The organism is Cryobacterium sp. W22_MBD10_FK3 (assembly GCF_052113745.1).
Taxonomy (GTDB): domain Bacteria; phylum Actinomycetota; class Actinomycetes; order Actinomycetales; family Microbacteriaceae; genus Cryobacterium.
Genome location: NZ_JBGQOH010000032.1, coordinates 1 through 14519, shown reverse-complemented (window position 1 = coordinate 14519; position 14519 = coordinate 1). Strand labels below are relative to the sequence as shown.

11 protein-coding genes are annotated in these 14519 nt (G+C 69.4%); 4 read left to right on the top strand and 7 right to left on the bottom strand.

The genetic code is table 11. The features are described 5' to 3' along the window. Positions 1–157 precede the first annotated feature (157 nt). The 5 genes from ACEN2M_RS18200 to ACEN2M_RS18180 all read right to left on the bottom strand — a co-directional run bounded on the left by ACEN2M_RS18200 (position 158) and on the right by ACEN2M_RS18180 (position 7004). Positions 158–2254: an acyl-CoA dehydrogenase family protein gene (locus ACEN2M_RS18200; protein WP_441649553.1), complete on the bottom strand. Its 2097-nt coding sequence runs from the start codon at positions 2252–2254 to the stop codon at positions 158–160. Between the two features lie 323 nt (positions 2255–2577). Beyond that, positions 2578–4632 (bottom strand): DNA helicase RecQ, encoded by a 2055-nt coding sequence (gene recQ / locus ACEN2M_RS18195; RefSeq protein WP_441649552.1) that lies wholly within the window; start codon positions 4630–4632, stop codon positions 2578–2580. A gap of 286 nt (positions 4633–4918) precedes the next feature. Further along, the gene (locus tag ACEN2M_RS18190; protein ID WP_441649551.1) at positions 4919–5569 is read right to left on the bottom strand and encodes a copper resistance CopC family protein; all 651 of its coding nucleotides are present in this window, start codon (positions 5567–5569) and stop codon (positions 4919–4921) included. A gap of 8 nt (positions 5570–5577) precedes the next feature. Next, entirely contained in the window at positions 5578–6237 is a 660-nt protein-coding gene (locus tag ACEN2M_RS18185) for a YcnI family copper-binding membrane protein (protein ID WP_441649550.1), read from the bottom strand. 146 nt (positions 6238–6383) lie between these two features. Continuing rightward, complete coding sequence (locus ACEN2M_RS18180; RefSeq protein WP_441649549.1) at positions 6384–7004, bottom strand: hypothetical protein; 621 nt, start codon at positions 7002–7004, stop codon at positions 6384–6386. Positions 7005–7103: 99 nt separating this feature from the next. On the opposite strand from ACEN2M_RS18180, the gene pstS reads away from it, so the two are divergent. Further along, positions 7104–8183 carry a phosphate ABC transporter substrate-binding protein PstS gene (gene pstS, locus ACEN2M_RS18175; RefSeq protein ID WP_441649562.1) on the top strand — a complete coding sequence of 360 codons (1080 nt, stop codon included), beginning with the start codon at positions 7104–7106 and terminating at the stop codon, positions 8181–8183. Between the two features lie 223 nt (positions 8184–8406). Here the strand turns inward: pstS and ACEN2M_RS18170 are convergent, their stop codons facing one another. Beyond that, complete coding sequence (locus tag ACEN2M_RS18170; RefSeq protein ID WP_441649548.1) at positions 8407–10656, bottom strand: DEAD/DEAH box helicase; 2250 nt, start codon at positions 10654–10656, stop codon at positions 8407–8409. 227 nt (positions 10657–10883) lie between these two features. Next, the gene (locus ACEN2M_RS18165; RefSeq protein WP_441649547.1) at positions 10884–11642 is read right to left on the bottom strand and encodes an SDR family oxidoreductase; all 759 of its coding nucleotides are present in this window, start codon (positions 11640–11642) and stop codon (positions 10884–10886) included. A 135-nt stretch (positions 11643–11777) separates the two neighbouring features. On the opposite strand from ACEN2M_RS18165, the gene ACEN2M_RS18160 reads away from it, so the two are divergent. The 3 genes from ACEN2M_RS18160 to ACEN2M_RS18150 all read left to right on the top strand — a co-directional run. Then, a complete protein-coding gene (locus ACEN2M_RS18160; RefSeq protein WP_441649546.1) occupies positions 11778–12884 on the top strand; it encodes an FUSC family protein in 1107 nt (368 codons plus the stop codon). Positions 12885–13029: 145 nt separating this feature from the next. Next, on the top strand, positions 13030–14190 hold the full coding sequence (locus tag ACEN2M_RS18155) for an alpha/beta hydrolase (RefSeq protein WP_441649545.1): 1161 nt from the start codon (positions 13030–13032) through the stop codon (positions 14188–14190). A 111-nt stretch (positions 14191–14301) separates the two neighbouring features. Then, a partial coding sequence (locus tag ACEN2M_RS18150) for a hypothetical protein (RefSeq protein WP_441649544.1) occupies positions 14302–14519 on the top strand: 218 nt, incomplete at its 3' end.

The following is a 14519-nucleotide window of genomic DNA, read 5'->3' as shown; positions in this document are numbered from 1 at the left end:
TGACCCCCACCCCCGTCCGGGTGCCGTGAGCATAGCTCCTGCAATTCTCCGGACCGGCCCCCAGCCGCCCCGGAATTCCGGGACGGCTGGGCGGGATTCAGGAATCGAGCAGGAGTTATGCACGGCAACCGAGGTGTCGGTGCGGACGGGCAGCGGGTCAGGCTCGACGGGCCGGCTTCTCGGGGACCGGGGCGGTGCCGGCGGCGCGCTGGTTGCGGTAATAGGCGCGGGCCTCAACCTGGCGCTCGCGCTCTGCTCCGGTGGCGATCGGGGCCCGCACGTGCTCGGGGGCGTAGCCGAACGCGTCGACGAGCTCGAGCGCATGCGGTCGGAGGCGGGCGATGATGCGGTCGATGTAGGCCGTGACCGCCAGCGCGCGCTTGCCGGAGAGACGTCCGTTGATGAGATACCAGGCCGCGTGCTCCTCGATGAGGCGCAAGCCGAACAGGTCGCGCAGCCAGGTGAGCACCTGCCGGGTGCCCGCGTGGGTGGTCGACTCGACGGCGCGGGTGAACGCCTCCCACTGCAGCAGTTCCGCGTGGGCACGGGCGGCTTCGATCAACTCGTTCTGGTGCGAGTTGAACAGGTCCGCCGCTTCCTTCTTGGGCAGCTTGTTGGCGTTCCGCAACGACTGGGCGATGCCACCGATCATGGTCTCGACCCTGTCGGTGAGCAGCGCACGCTGGGTGCCGGTCTCCCGCAACTGGCCGACACTGCGCGCGGTGGAACCGAAGTCGACGACGGACTGGCCGAGGGTGCGCAGGCCCGTGCCGTGGTAGGCGCGGCCCGCGGTCTGCTGCACGACGTAGCGGGCCATCGCCCCGGCGTCCGCTCCGGCGAACTTACGGTTGAAGTCGGTGAGCAGGCGCTTGGCCACCAGCTGCAGCAGCACGTTGTTGTCGCCCTCGAAGGTGGCGTAGACGTCGAGGTCGGCGCGCAACCCCACGAACCGGTTCTCGGCCAGGAACCCGGCGCCGCCGCAGGCTTCCCGCGCTTCCTGCAGGGTGTCCAGGGCGTTCCAGGTGGACAGCGGTTTGAGAGCGGCGGCGAGGGTCTCGAGGTCTTGCCTGTCAACATCCGTGGCCGCGGCACCGCTGAAGACCTGGTCGAACTTCACCAGGAACTCGTCGTGCGCGAAGGTCTGCGCGTACACGGTGGCCAGGCGCGGGATCAGCCGGCGCTGGTGCCGCTGATAGTCGAGGATGACCTCTTCGTCGGTGTCGCTGCCCGCGTTGAACTGACGGCGTTCGCTGCCGTAGCGGATGGCGATGGTCAAGGCCAGGGCCGAGGCCTGGGTGGCGGCGCCGTCGAGAGACACCCGGCCCTGCACGAGGGTGCCGAGCATGGTGAAGAACCGGCGGCCCGGGCTTCCGATCGGGCTGGTGTAGCTGCCGTCTGCGGCCACGTCGCCGTACCGGTTGAGCAGGTTGGTGCGCGGAATACGCACCTGGTCGAAGTGCAGCCGACCGTTGTCGATGCCGTTCAGACCGCCCTTGAGACCGTCGTCTTCGCCGCCGATGCCGGGCAGGAAAGCGCCGGTGGCGTCGCGGAGCGGCACATAGAACGCGTGCACACCGTGATTGACACCGAGGCTGATCAGCTGGGCGAAGACGACGGCGGCGGTGCCGTCGATCGCGGCGTTGCCGAGGTAGTCCTTCCAGGCCGCCCGGAACGGGGTGTGCACGACGAACTCGCCGGTCTCGACGTCGAAGGTCGCGGTGGTGCCGATCGCGGCGACATCCGACCCGTGGCCGGTCTCGGTCATCGCGAAGACACCGGGCACGGCCAGGCTCATGATGTCGGGCAGCCAGGCTTCGTGGTGCACCGGGGTGCCCAGGTGCAGCACCGCAGCGCCGAACAGGCCCCACTGCACGCCGGCCTTGATCTGCAGGCTCGGGTCGGCGGTGACGAGTTCTTCGAAGCCGGCAATGTTGCCGCCGTGGTCGTCCGACCCGCCGAGCGAGCTGGGGAACGCCCGGTGCACGTGACCGTTGTCGGCGAGGATCTTGAGCTGGCCGAGCACCCGCAGGCGGTGGTCGGCCATGGACTGGCCCTCGATGCGCTGCAGGTCGGGGCGGGCGGTGAGTTCGCGGGCCTTAAGTCGCACGTCGGCCCAGGTGCCGAGCAGCTTGTGCGAGAGCGCGGGCAGGTCGATGCGCGGGGCCTGTGGGTCGCCGGCGACCCGCACGGGCCCGGTGTCGGTGCCGGCCGCTTCGGGCCGGGCGGGAGTGGGGCGCTGGGCAGTGTCAACCATCATTGGTCCTAACGTCGGCGCGAGTGTCGAGTGTTCGACCACGTTAGATCGGGCCCGGCCGGCGCGGAAATAGTGCGTGAGGGGGCTACAAAGAAGGGTGCGAGCCCCCGCGCTCGGACTGTAGCTCTTCTACAAGAAGGCGGCGCCTGCACCTGCGATGGGCGACAAAGATGGGTGATGCACCGACGCGTGGCCCGGCCTGGGCACGTCACTCGGCAGCAACTATGGAAGTAGTGAGATGAGAAGGACTCTTTTGCCAATTCCGTCCTACAAAACTCACTATCTCCTTGTGAACGGACGCTGCGTCGGGCGCCCAGAGCAGGTCAGGCGTTGGCGGCGACGACCTCGAGCAGGGCCTCACCGTAGGACTCGAGCTTTTTGGCGCCGACGCCGGTGATGCCGTCGAGGTCGGCCAGGCTGCGCGGTTTGGCGGCGGCCACGGCCACCAGGGTGGCATCGCCGAAGACAACGTAGGCGGGAACGCCCTGCTCCCTGGACGTGGTGCTTCGCCAGGCGCGCAGGGCCTGGAACAGTGCCTCCTGCTCGGGGCTGAGCTCGGCGAGGCCGGCCTTGGCGGTGGCGGCACGAGCGGCGGGGGTGCGCTTCACGGGCCGGTCGGGTTCGCTGCGGAGCTGCACGGTGCGGTTGCCGGCGAGGACCTCGGCGGCCGCCTCGGTGAGGATCAGGGTGCCGTATTCGCCGGAGGTGGCGATGAAGCCCTGGGCGAGCATCTGCCTCACCACACCCCGCCACTGCTGGTCGGTGAGGTCGGCGCCGATGCCCCAGGTGGCCAGCTGGTCGTGGCTGTGCTGGGTGGTGCGCGGTGTGGTCTTGCCGCGCAGGATGTCGATGAGCTGACCGGCGCCGAAGCGCTGATTGCGTTCGCGGAGCAGGCGCACGATGGTGGAGAGCAGCTTCTGCGCGGGCACGGTGCCGTCCCATGCCTCCGGCGGCACCAGGCAGGTGTCGCAATTGCCACAGGGTTCGCTGGCCTGACCGAAGTAGCGCAGCAGGTTGACCCGCCGGCAGTGCACGGTCTCACAAAGCGCGAGCATGGCATCCAGGTGCGCGCTCATTTTGCGGCGGTGGGCGAGGTCGCCCGGCGACTCGTCGATCATGCGGCGCTGCTGCACCACGTCTTGCAGGCCGTAGGCGAGCCAGCCGGTGGAGGGCAGGCCGTCGCGACCGGCCCGGCCGGTCTCCTGGTAATAGCCCTCGACGGACTTGGGCAGGTCGATGTGCGCGACGAAGCGCACATCCGGCTTGTCGATGCCCATGCCGAAGGCGATGGTGGCGACGATGATGACGCCCTCTTCACGCAGGAACCTGGACTGGGTGCGGGCGCGCAGGCCCTGATCGAGGCCCGCGTGGTACGGGTAGGCGTTCAGGCCGTTGGCGCGCAGGAATTCTGCGGTCTGCTCGACGGTCTTGCGGCTGAGCGCGTAGACGATGCCGGCGTCGGTGGGGTGCTCGGTCTTGATGAAGCTGAGCAGCTGCTTGCGCGGCTCGTTCTTGCCCACGATGCGGTACTGGATGTTGGGCCGGTCGAAGCTGGCGACGAAATGCTGCGCCTCGCCCATCTGCAGGCGCTCGGTGAGCTCCTTGTGGGTGGCGTCGGTGGCCGTGGCGGTCAGCGCGATGCGCGGCACGTCGGGCCAGCGGTCGGCGAGCTCGGACAGCGCGAGGTAGTCCGGGCGGAAGTCGTGCCCCCACTGGGAGACACAGTGCGCCTCGTCGATCGCGAACAGCGCGATGGTGCCCCGGTCGAGGAACCGTTTGGTGGCCTCGTTGGAGAGCCGCTCGGGGGCGACGTAGAGCAGGTCGAGGTTGCCGGCGAGGTAGTCACGTTCGACCTGGCTGCGGGCGGCGGAGTCCTGGCTGGAGTTGAGGAACGCGGCGCGCACGCCGACCAGGGTGAGGGCATCCACCTGGTCTTGCATGAGCGCGATCAGCGGGGAGATGACGATGCCGGTGCCCTCGCGCACGAGCGACGGGATCTGGTAGCAGAGGCTCTTGCCGCCGCCGGTGGGCATGAGCACGACGGCGTCGCCACCCCCGATGAGCTGGTCGATGACCTGGGCCTGCTCGCCGCGGAAGGAGTCATAGCCGAAGACCGTGTGCAGCGCCTCGGCGGCGGTGGCGAACTTGGCGGTGGCGCGCTTGGGCGGCGGCGGGGCGAGCAGGGTGGCGCCGCCGGCGGGTGGGGCGTAGTCGCCGAAGTCGACCGGGCCGGAGCCGGCGGGGCCGGCTGTGCCGGGTCGGGCCGCGGGCGCAACAGAGCCACCCGAACCATAGGGGTCTGGGGGCGGTGGGGCATCGAAGTCGTCCGGTGGCTCGAACTCGTCAGGATCCCACGGTATCTCGGCGTTCCAACTCACCCGCCAACTCTACCCGCGCGCACCGACCCTGCCGGGCTGGGCAGACATTGTGGACGGATGCCACGGCCCGCCCGGGGTGTTCGCGCACTGCAGCTCTCGCGAAAGCGGTGCTGTGGTTGCCTCAGCACACTGAGGTGACCGTTACACCGCTCTCGCGAGCTGCAACTCTCGCGGAGTGCAGCCCTCGGGAGGCAGCTTTCGAGGGGGCAGCTCTCGCGAAAGCGGTGCTGTGGTTGCCTCAGCACACTGAGGTGACCGTTACACCGCTCTCGCGAGATTGCGGGGGCTACTTCGGGGTGGGGCGCTTCTTGAGGAGCAGGAGCGTCACGCCGATCCCGGCGAGGACCGCCACGAGAGCGCCGCCGATCCAGAACAGGTCGGTGGCATCGACCGCCGAGCCGGAGTCGGCGGCATCCGTCGTGGCCACCTCGGTGTCGGCCGGCCCTGACGTGCCCGAGCCCGCGATGGCGCAGCTCGGCGCCGTCGCGGATCCCTCGGCGAGCACCTGGCCCGCGTCGGGCTGCCAGGTGAACGTGAAGGTGTCGGAAATCGAGTGCCCGTCGGTTGACACCGTCTGCCACACCACGGTGTACTCGCCCGGCTCCCCGAGTTCGACCTCGGTCGCCAGGGTGGGTCCCGACACCGTGGCGCATCCGTCGCCGTAGTAGCGCGGCGCGTCGGCCGGACCGCTGACCTGGATGGCGCTGCCGGCGCCCTCCCCCGACAGGTCGAGCAGGTTGTCGTTGGTGGTGACCGACACGACCCCGGGCTGCTCGGTCACGACGGCGCCGGCCGCCGGGGTCGTGGCCACCACGTAGTTGTGCGCGAACGCCGGGGCCGCCGACCAGCCCAGCGACACGACGAGCACGGCTAGCCCGGCCAGCACCGATCGCCCGAGAGGGCGCGGATGCCGGCTGCCGTTATCGATGCGGGTCATCGGCTGCTCTAGGCCACGTTCTTGCGGCGGGCGGCGACCGCGACCACGAGGCCCACGGCGCCGACGACGAGGCCGCCGATGCCGAGCACCCTGGCCAGCACGTCGTCGCCGGCGGCGGAACCGGTCGCGGCGGAGGCATCCGCTGCGGCCGCGGCGGCACCGTGATCGTGGCCGGCCTCGCCGCTGGCCTCGGTGACCGTGAGCGACGGCGCCGGGTGGTCGGGCTCGGCCTCACCGTCGACGACAGCCTCGGCCCAGTCGGTCTCGCCGATCTCGCAGGACTGCAGCACCGGGAAGGCCAGCGTGTCGCCGACGGCGGCATCGGCCGGGATCTGCAGGCTGAGCACGAAGGTGGTGCGGAGGCCGTCGGCGAGCGGGCTCTGGGCCGTGTAGGTGACCTGTCCGTCGGTCAGGGGCGTGATGTCCCAGCCCGGGTTGACCGTGGGCGTGACGCTGGTGATGGTGTCGGGGATGTCGATGGTGATGCCGGTGGTGGCCGACCCGTCGCAGCCATGGCCGAGCGAGAAGGTGAGCAGGCTGTAGGAGCCGGCGGCGGTGGACGAGGGTTCGACCTCGACGTGGGCGCTGGCGGCCAGCGGAGCGGACAGGGCGAGTAGGCCGGCGCCGAGGAGGGCGGTGGCGGCGTAGACGGGCGTGGAGAGCTTCATGGTGGGTCCTTGGGGTGGTGGGTCCGGTCGAACGGGTCGACCCGTGGCCGCGGACCGTTGGGTCAGGCAGGCATCACGAGACGACTGAAGGGTTCGCCGGAAGGTGAGGAATAGAAGGGGTACGGGGTGCGGCGTGAGGGCGAGCCTCAGGCGGATGCCCGCACCGGCGGTCCCCGATGCCGCATCGGACTGAGCAGAACGAGGAGGTCGCGCGGCGGCACGGCCGCGGTGACCGCCGCGATAGCGCGGGGGATGTTCGGGATCGGTGTGGGCACGACGACCCGCACCAGCGCCTGCAGGGTGACCGTGGCCGTGGTGAACAGGCCCCAGAACGCCCGCTCGCCGAAGCGAAGCGCCAGCACGGTCACGACGGCGGCGAGAACGTGGGCGAGGGGCATCATCAGGCCGTGGCCGGCACCGGTCATGGTTTCGGCCTGCATCGGCGACGGCGCCAGCACGGCCACGCTGCCGGCGCTGTGGGCGTGAGCCGAGGACTGCGTGGTCACCAGGCTTCCGCCGGCGCCGCCCAAGGAGAACAACCCGTGGAAGATCAGCTGGCTCAGCAGCACCGCCGCGGTGAGTCGCCAGGTGGACAGGGTGCGTCCGGACAGGGCGATGGAGACGATCCCGGCGAAGGCCAGGGACACCACCACGGCGAGCGAGCCGGGAACCGCACCCCCACCGAGGGTGTGCGACAGCGCGGCGACGAAAGTGGAGAAGGCTGCGACGATCCACCCACGGGCGAAGCGCGCCCAGCGTGTCGTCATGATTCTCCCTTTAATACGGTGCACCGAATCTATCAGGACACGGGCAATCAGGTGCCTCCCGGAGAAGTCGCTGCTTGGGTCGGGCAGAATGGAACCGTGATGGCGACAAACAGGCACCCGGCAATGTTCCTCGGCGCGGGAGTCGCGGTGGCCGCTCTGCTCCTCTCGGGTTGCGCCGCCAACGAGGCGGGCGACGGCACGAGCTCTCTGGCGGGCACCCTGGACGGCGCCGGTTCCTCGGCGCAGGCCTCGGCCGAGGACGTCTGGATCTCCCAGTTCCAGCGGGCCAACGCCAGCGTGACGATCAACTACGACCCCACGGGTTCGGGAGCGGGCCGGGAACAGTTCATCGGCGGCGGCGTCGACTTCGCCGGCTCGGACTCGGCTCTCAGCGATGAGGAACTGGCCGGCGAGTTCGCGGCCTGCGCGCCGGGATCTGCCGCCATCGACCTGCCGGTCTACGTGTCACCGCTGGTGCTGGTCTACAACGTTGACGGTGTGGACGACCTGCGCCTGGATCCGGCCGCGATCGCGAGCATCTTCTCCGGGGCGATCACCCGTTGGAACGACCCCGCCATCGTGGCTCTGAACCCCGACGCCACGCTGCCCGACGAGCAGATCTCCGCGGTGCATCGCTCGGACGATTCGGGCACGACCAAGAACTTCGCCGACTACCTCTACCAGAACGTGCCCGAGATCTGGGCGAACGAGCCCGCCGACGCGTTCCCATACGCCGGCGAGGGCGCCCAGGGCAACTCGGGCGTGGTGAGCGCCGTCGCCAACGGGAACAACACCATCGGTTATGCGGATGCGTCGCGGGTCGGTGACCTGGACGTGGCAGCGCTGCAGGTCGGCGAGGAGTTCGTCGACTACTCCACCGAGGCCGCCGCGGCCATCATCGACGCGTCCCCCCTGGTGGAGCGGGACAACCCCAACGACCTGGTGGTGGACGTCGACCGGACTTCCACGGCTTCCGGCGTGTACCCGCTGGTGTTGGTGAGCTACCTGATCGCCTGCGAGGAATACCCCGACGCCGACCAGGCGGAACTCGTTGCGACCTACCTGGCCTATGTGGCCAGCCCGGACGGTCAGGCCGCGGCCGCCGAGAGCGCGGGCTCTGCACCGTTGTCGGCCGAGTTCTCCGACCGGGTGCTCGAGGCCGTCGGCAGCATCCGCTGACCCGCATCCGGCCGTCCTGACGACAAACGGATGCCCGTGGGGCACCGCGCGGATGCCCCACAGGCAGCCTGTTCGCCTGCGCTGTCACAAACCCGAATTGTGAGGGAGCACGCGAACGAGAAAACCGTATCGCATCATCGTGCCGGAAGCCGGGTCTTTCGGCCCGGTTAACGCCGGCAGGGCACCCGCCGAAGCGGATGCCCTGCCGGTTTGGTGCTTGGTGTTACAGGTTCGCCAGAGCGGTGATCGACGCGTCACCCGGCGTGGCCGTGGCGAAGCTGGACTCGATCTCGGCCCGGTCGAGCAGGTCTTCCATGCGACGACGACGCTGCTTGGGGATCAGCGTGACGACGGTACCGGACTTGCCGGCACGGCCGGTGCGGCCGGCACGGTGCAGGTAGGTCTTGTACTCGTCGGGCATGTCGGCCTGGATGACCAGGTCGATGTCGTCCACGTGGATGCCGCGGGCGGCGACGTCGGTGGCGACGAGGACGTTGACCCGGCCGCTGGTGAGCATCTGCAGGTTGCGGGTACGACGGGCCTGGTTGAGGTCGCCGTGCAGGCTGGTTGCCTTGACGCCGGCGTCTTCGAGCTGGTCGGCGAGCTGCTCAGCGTAGGCGCGGGTGCGGCTGAAGATGAGCGTCTTGCCCTGGCGGTCGACGAGCTGGCCGATGATGGAGGCCTTGTCGCGGTGCTCGATGAGGAGCACCTTGTGGTCGATCGTGCTGGAGGCCTGGTCTTCACCGGCGACCTCGTGCACGGCCGGGTTGGTCAGGAATTCCTTGACCAGCGAGGCAACGCCCTTGTCGAGGGTGGCCGAGAACAGCAGACGCTGGCTGTTCTTCTTGGTCAGGCGCAGGATGCGCTGCACCGGCTCGAGGAAGCCCAGGTCGCACATGTAGTCGGCCTCGTCGAGGACCGTGATGACAACCTCGGACAGGTCGAGACGACCCTGCTCGACGAGGTCTTCGATGCGGCCGGCGGTGCCGATGATGATGTCCACGCCGCGCTGGAGGGCGCTGACCTGGCGGTACTGCGGCACGCCGCCGTAGATCTGGGTGGTGAAGAGGCCGACGCTGCGGGCGATGGGCTGCACGGTGCGGTCGATCTGCAGGGCCAGCTCGCGGGTGGGGGCCAGGATGAGCGCGCGGGGCTTGCGCGCCATCTTGCGGTCCTTGGCGCCGTTGTTCTCCATGAGCTTTTCGATCATGGGGGCGGCGAATGCAATGGTCTTGCCAGAGCCGGTCTTGCCGCGGCCGAGCACGTCGCGGCCGGCGAGCACATCGGGGATGGTCGCGGCCTGGATCGGGAACGGGGACGGAGCACCGAGCAGGGCGAGCTCGCGCACGATGTTGCCACCGAGGCCGAGGTCGCCGAACGTCACGCCGACAACATCCGCTGCGGTCGTGGCGATGGCCTCGAGGCGCTCGAGCACCACGTCGTCGCCGGCGGCGAACTTGGGCTTCGAGTCGCGGTCCGGGTAGAAGTTGCTGGAGTGTCCGCCGTCGTTCGAACGGTCGTTGCGGGCGGCGCGGTCGTTGCTGTAAGCGGGACGCTCACCACGGGCCGGACGGTCGTTGTTGTACGACGGGCGATCGGTACGCGGGGCACGGTCGCCGTAGGACGGACGCTCGGTGCGAGCCGGACGGTCATTGTTGTAGGCCGGGCGGTCGGTGCGGGGGGCACGGTCGCCGTAAGACGGACGCTCGGTGCGAGCCGGACGGTCGCTGTTGTACGACGGACGATCGTTGTTGTACGACGGGCGGTCGGTGCGCGGGGCACGGTCGCCGTAAGACGGACGCTCGGTGCGAGCCGGACGGTCGTTGTTGTACGAGGGACGATCGTTGTTGTACGACGGACGATCGGTGCGCGGGGCACGGTCGCCGTAGGAGGGACGCTCGGTGCGGGCCGGACGATCGCTGTTCCGGTCGTTGTACGACGGGCGGTCGTTGTTGTACGACGGACGGTCGGAGCGCGGGGCACGGTCGCCGTAAGACGGACGCTCGGTGCGAGCCGGACGATCGCTGTTCCGGTCGTTGTACGACGGGCGGTCGTTGTTGTACGACGGACGGTCGGTGCGCGGGGCACGGTCGCCGTAGGAGGGACGGTCGCCGCGAGCGGGACGGTCGTTGTTGTAGGCCGGACGGTCCGTGCGCGGGGCGCGGTCGTTGTAGGCGGGGCGCTCGGAGCGCTGCCCGGTGGCAGGACGCTCGGTGCGGTTGCCGTAGGCGGGACGGTCGCCGTAGGCGGGACGGTCGGAGGAGGAGCGCTCACCGGAGCGCGCTGCGCGCTCGTCGGCGTTCCAGCGCTGCTTCTTGGGGGCGCCCTCGTCTGCGCGGTATCCGCGGTGTCCGGGGCTCTTGCTGCCACCCTTGGGTGCGCCCTTGGGGCCGCCCTTGGGGCCGCCCTTGGAGTAGCTCGGGTCGTAGTTCTTGGCTGCGCGGCCGACGGCCGGCTTCTTGCTAGAAGGCATAGAAGTATTTCTGGGTTGTGTTGAGTACATGGCAGTAGTACGTCGCACAGCGACGCAGCCTGAGAACCCGGGCAGTCTATGGCCGGGGCCGTTCACATACAGTGATTTTTCACCAGCGGATTACTGGGAAACCGGCCCATCCTGACTTACAAACCCATCCGCGCACACAATAAAACACGCGGTGTCAAGAGCCGACTTGTCTACGTTACCTGATCGAGTCCCAAAAGTCACGGATGACTTTGCCCACCCACGTGCTCGATCCACTCCGCAAACGTCTGGGTACCGCGGTCGGCACCCCGGGCCGGCAGCAGAGCGCCGTCTCGCATCGCCGAGCCCATCCGGCCCGGTAGTCGCACCTGCACGACCCGGGTGCGGGCGTGGGTGGCGCGGGCGTAGGCCCGCACCATATCGACGAGGAGTTCCTCGCTCGGGCCGCCGAGGTCTGGCACGCGACCTCGCGGTGAGCCGAGCGCAAGCTCGACGAGGCGCTCGGCGACCTCGCGTGCCGACACGGGCTGGGTTCTCATCACCGGCACCATGGCGACCGGCCCGGTTGAGCCCCTACGCAGTGTTTGGCCGGCGAACTCGTGGAACTGGGTGGCCCTGAGCATGGTCCACGGCACCGACCCGGCTGTCACCGTCTCTTCCTGCAGGGCCTTGCCGGCGTAGTACCCCGCGGACACCCGGTTGGCGTTGACGATCGAGAGGAACACGTGATGCCGCACCCCGGCCTCCGTCTCGGCCTTGAGAAGCGTGGCCGTTGTCGTGCCGAAGAAGCGTTTGGACTTGGCGCCGGAAAGCGTTGGCGTGCTGACGACGTCGATGACGCCGTGCACGCCGGTCAACACCGCAGTCAGACCAGCATCGGTCAGGAGGTCGAATCCGGTCGACTTGGCGAGCACGACGGGCTCGTGCCCGTGTCGCCTGAGCGACTCGGCGACGTGGCGCCCCACGGTACCGGTTCCTCCCGCTACTGCAATCTTCACGACGCCTCCAGTCAAGTTCCCGGAAAGACCACTCCCAGGTGGTGCCGTGATTCTATGCCGACGGCGTCGAAACCTCAGGGCGCGCACGGCCCAATTGGATTGGGTAGGAGCCGGGGAATCGTGCACAATCAATCGATGCGCACTCCAGATCTGTCCCCGCGTGCGACCGGCGGCCTTGTGAAAGCGGCCATCGCGCACCCCCGCCTGCTGCAGGCGGCGAAGACGGCTGTCGCCGTGGCGATCGCTTGGAAACTCGCCCCGCTCATGCCCGGCGTTGCGAACGACTACCCCTACTACGCACCGCTCGGGGTCATCGTCGCCAGCTTCCCGACCCTGATGGGGTCGATCAAGAACGCCGCGCAGACTCTGGCCGGGCTGGTGATCGGCATCGGGCTGGCCGCCGCGGTGATCATCTTCAGCCAGCCCAGCGTGTTGACGGTGTCGCTCGTGGTGGGGATCGGCATCCTGTTCGGCGGCATCCGCCAACTGGGCGCCGGACGGGACTACGTGCCGATCGCGGGTCTGTTCGTGCTGATCGTGGGCGGCCCGAATGCCGACGGCTATTCCATCGGTTACGTGTCGCAGATGAGCCTGGGCATCGTGGTGGGCCTCGCGGTGAACCTGCTGGTCGCGCCGCCGTTGCGGGTGACGGCCGCGGTGAAGGAGATGTCCAGGCTGCGCACGGCGCTCGGCTCGCACCTGCGCTCGCTCGCCGATGCGCTCGACGCGAGCTGGCCGCCCGAGGAGGGTGAGTGGTCCAAGCAGGGCGCCACCTTGGCGAGCACCAGCACCGCCGTGCGCCGTGCGCTGGCCGAGGCGGACGAGAGCCGCCGGATCAACCCGCGGGCGCGCATCCGGCCACACGACCTGAGCAGCGACTACGACGACCTCACGGCGCTCGAGAACGCGACCTTCTACGTACGCGACCTCACCGACGTGCTGGCCGGAGCCGCCTGGGGTACGCCGGTGCCCGTCGAGTTGCCGGACGTGCTGCGGCCCCCGCTGAGTGCGGCCGCGCGTGCGACGGCCACCGTGGTCACCGATTGGGACACCGGGAAGACCAGCCTCGCCAGCCTGCAGGCGGCGGAGGAGGCCGTGGCCGCCGTGACCCAGGCCGTGCACGAGCACCGCGAACTCGGCGCTGACGCCATCGTCGCGGCCAGCGCCGCGGCCCTGGACCTCAGCCGGATGCTCGCCGCGCTGAGCCCGGGGATCACCCGGGACGCTCCGACACCGGTCTGACCTTCCGACCGATGCCCGGCCGCCGGCGGCCGGCACCGGTGAGCGCGACGCGCCCGGTCTGCGTGCGGCGGCCCGCCGATTAGCAGCCCGGGCCGGACCGATCTATTCTCGGGGGTACCCGCACCCAGCGTATTCAGGAGCATCCGTGAGCACCGGTCGCCGCATTTTCGGACTTGGCTCCCGACGCTTTCTTGCACTCTCCGTCGCCTACGTCGGCGGCATGGCCATTGTCGCCACCTCGTTGCTCGGCGGCCTGCACTGGAACCTGCGCCCGGTGGCGCCCGCCCAGGCCGGCGGAACCGCGAGCGAGGTCGATACCACCGCCACCGTGGGAATCCGTACCTTCACCGCCGCCGGCGACGCCGTGATCGACGAAGACGTGGTCTACGCCACACAGCCGGACGGCACCCAGCTCACCCTGGACGTGTGCTCGCCACCGGCGGATCTCCCGGCCACGACCGACGGCACCGCGGGCGGCGGGGAGTCCGCCGGCGCGGCGGGGACAGGCGAGGCGGCAACACCGCCCTCGGCGCAGGCCTCCCCCACCGACGGGTCGACCGCGGCCGCCACCGATGGGAGTGGGCAGGACGTGCAGCCCACGGAAGCCATCCGGCGTCCCGCCGTGCTGTCTATCCACGGTGGCAGCTGGGCCAGGGGCGACAAGGGCAACGGAGACTGGCGCAACGTGTGCGAGTGGCTGGCCTCCGAGGGTTTCGTGGCGTACTCGGTGAACTACCGTCTCGTTCCCGCCGTGAGTTTTCCGGCCGCCATCGAAGATCTGGGCCTCGCCGTCGAGTGGATGCGCGCCAACGCCGACAGCTACGGCATCGACCCCGACCGGATCGGCGCCTTCGGCGGCTCGGCTGGCGGAAACCTGGCCACCCTGCTCGGTGCCCGCGGTAGTGGATCGCTCACGGCCGGCAGCCGGGTGGCGGCGGTCGCCGAGCTCTCCGGTCCCGTCGATCTGAGCTACGACGGCATCGTCGTGGCCGGCGGCTCCTCCGGATTGGAACAGATCGTGCTCGACTATCTCGACTGCGAATCATTGCTCGACTGCCCGGCAGCCAAGCAAGCCTCCGCCGTCAGAGCGCTCGATCGCACCGATCCGCCCACCTTCATCGGGTCGTCCACCGAGGAATTCATCCCGCTGGGCCAGTCCACCGAGTTCGCTGCGGACCTCGCCGATCTCGGCATCGTCACCCAGCTCGTCACGGTACCGGGCAGCCTGCACTCGATCGGAATCCTCGATGAGGCGATGCGCGTTCAGGTAGCAGCCTTCCTGCACGAGCACCTCGGCAGCAGCTGACCTGGAGCGCTTGCCCTGGCGGTTTGACCTGCTTGGAAACAAGCGCAAAAGAGTTATCCCCAACCCGAAGTTTTCTCACACAAAACTTCGACATCGGGATACTCTCCTTGCATGTCCACCATCGCAGCTGTATTCGACCCCGAGATCCCGGGCGGCCCGGGTGTCTCGTCCGGCCGGGTTCCGGCGCCGGGCACGGCTGGCGACCTGTCGGGGGACGCGTTGGCGGCAGCGGTCACTACCGTGCTCGGGCTTGGTGCGTGCAGTGCCGACTACGACGCCCTGTCGGACGCCGAGGTGCTGGCCGGTCAACGAGACCTGGCCCGGTTGCG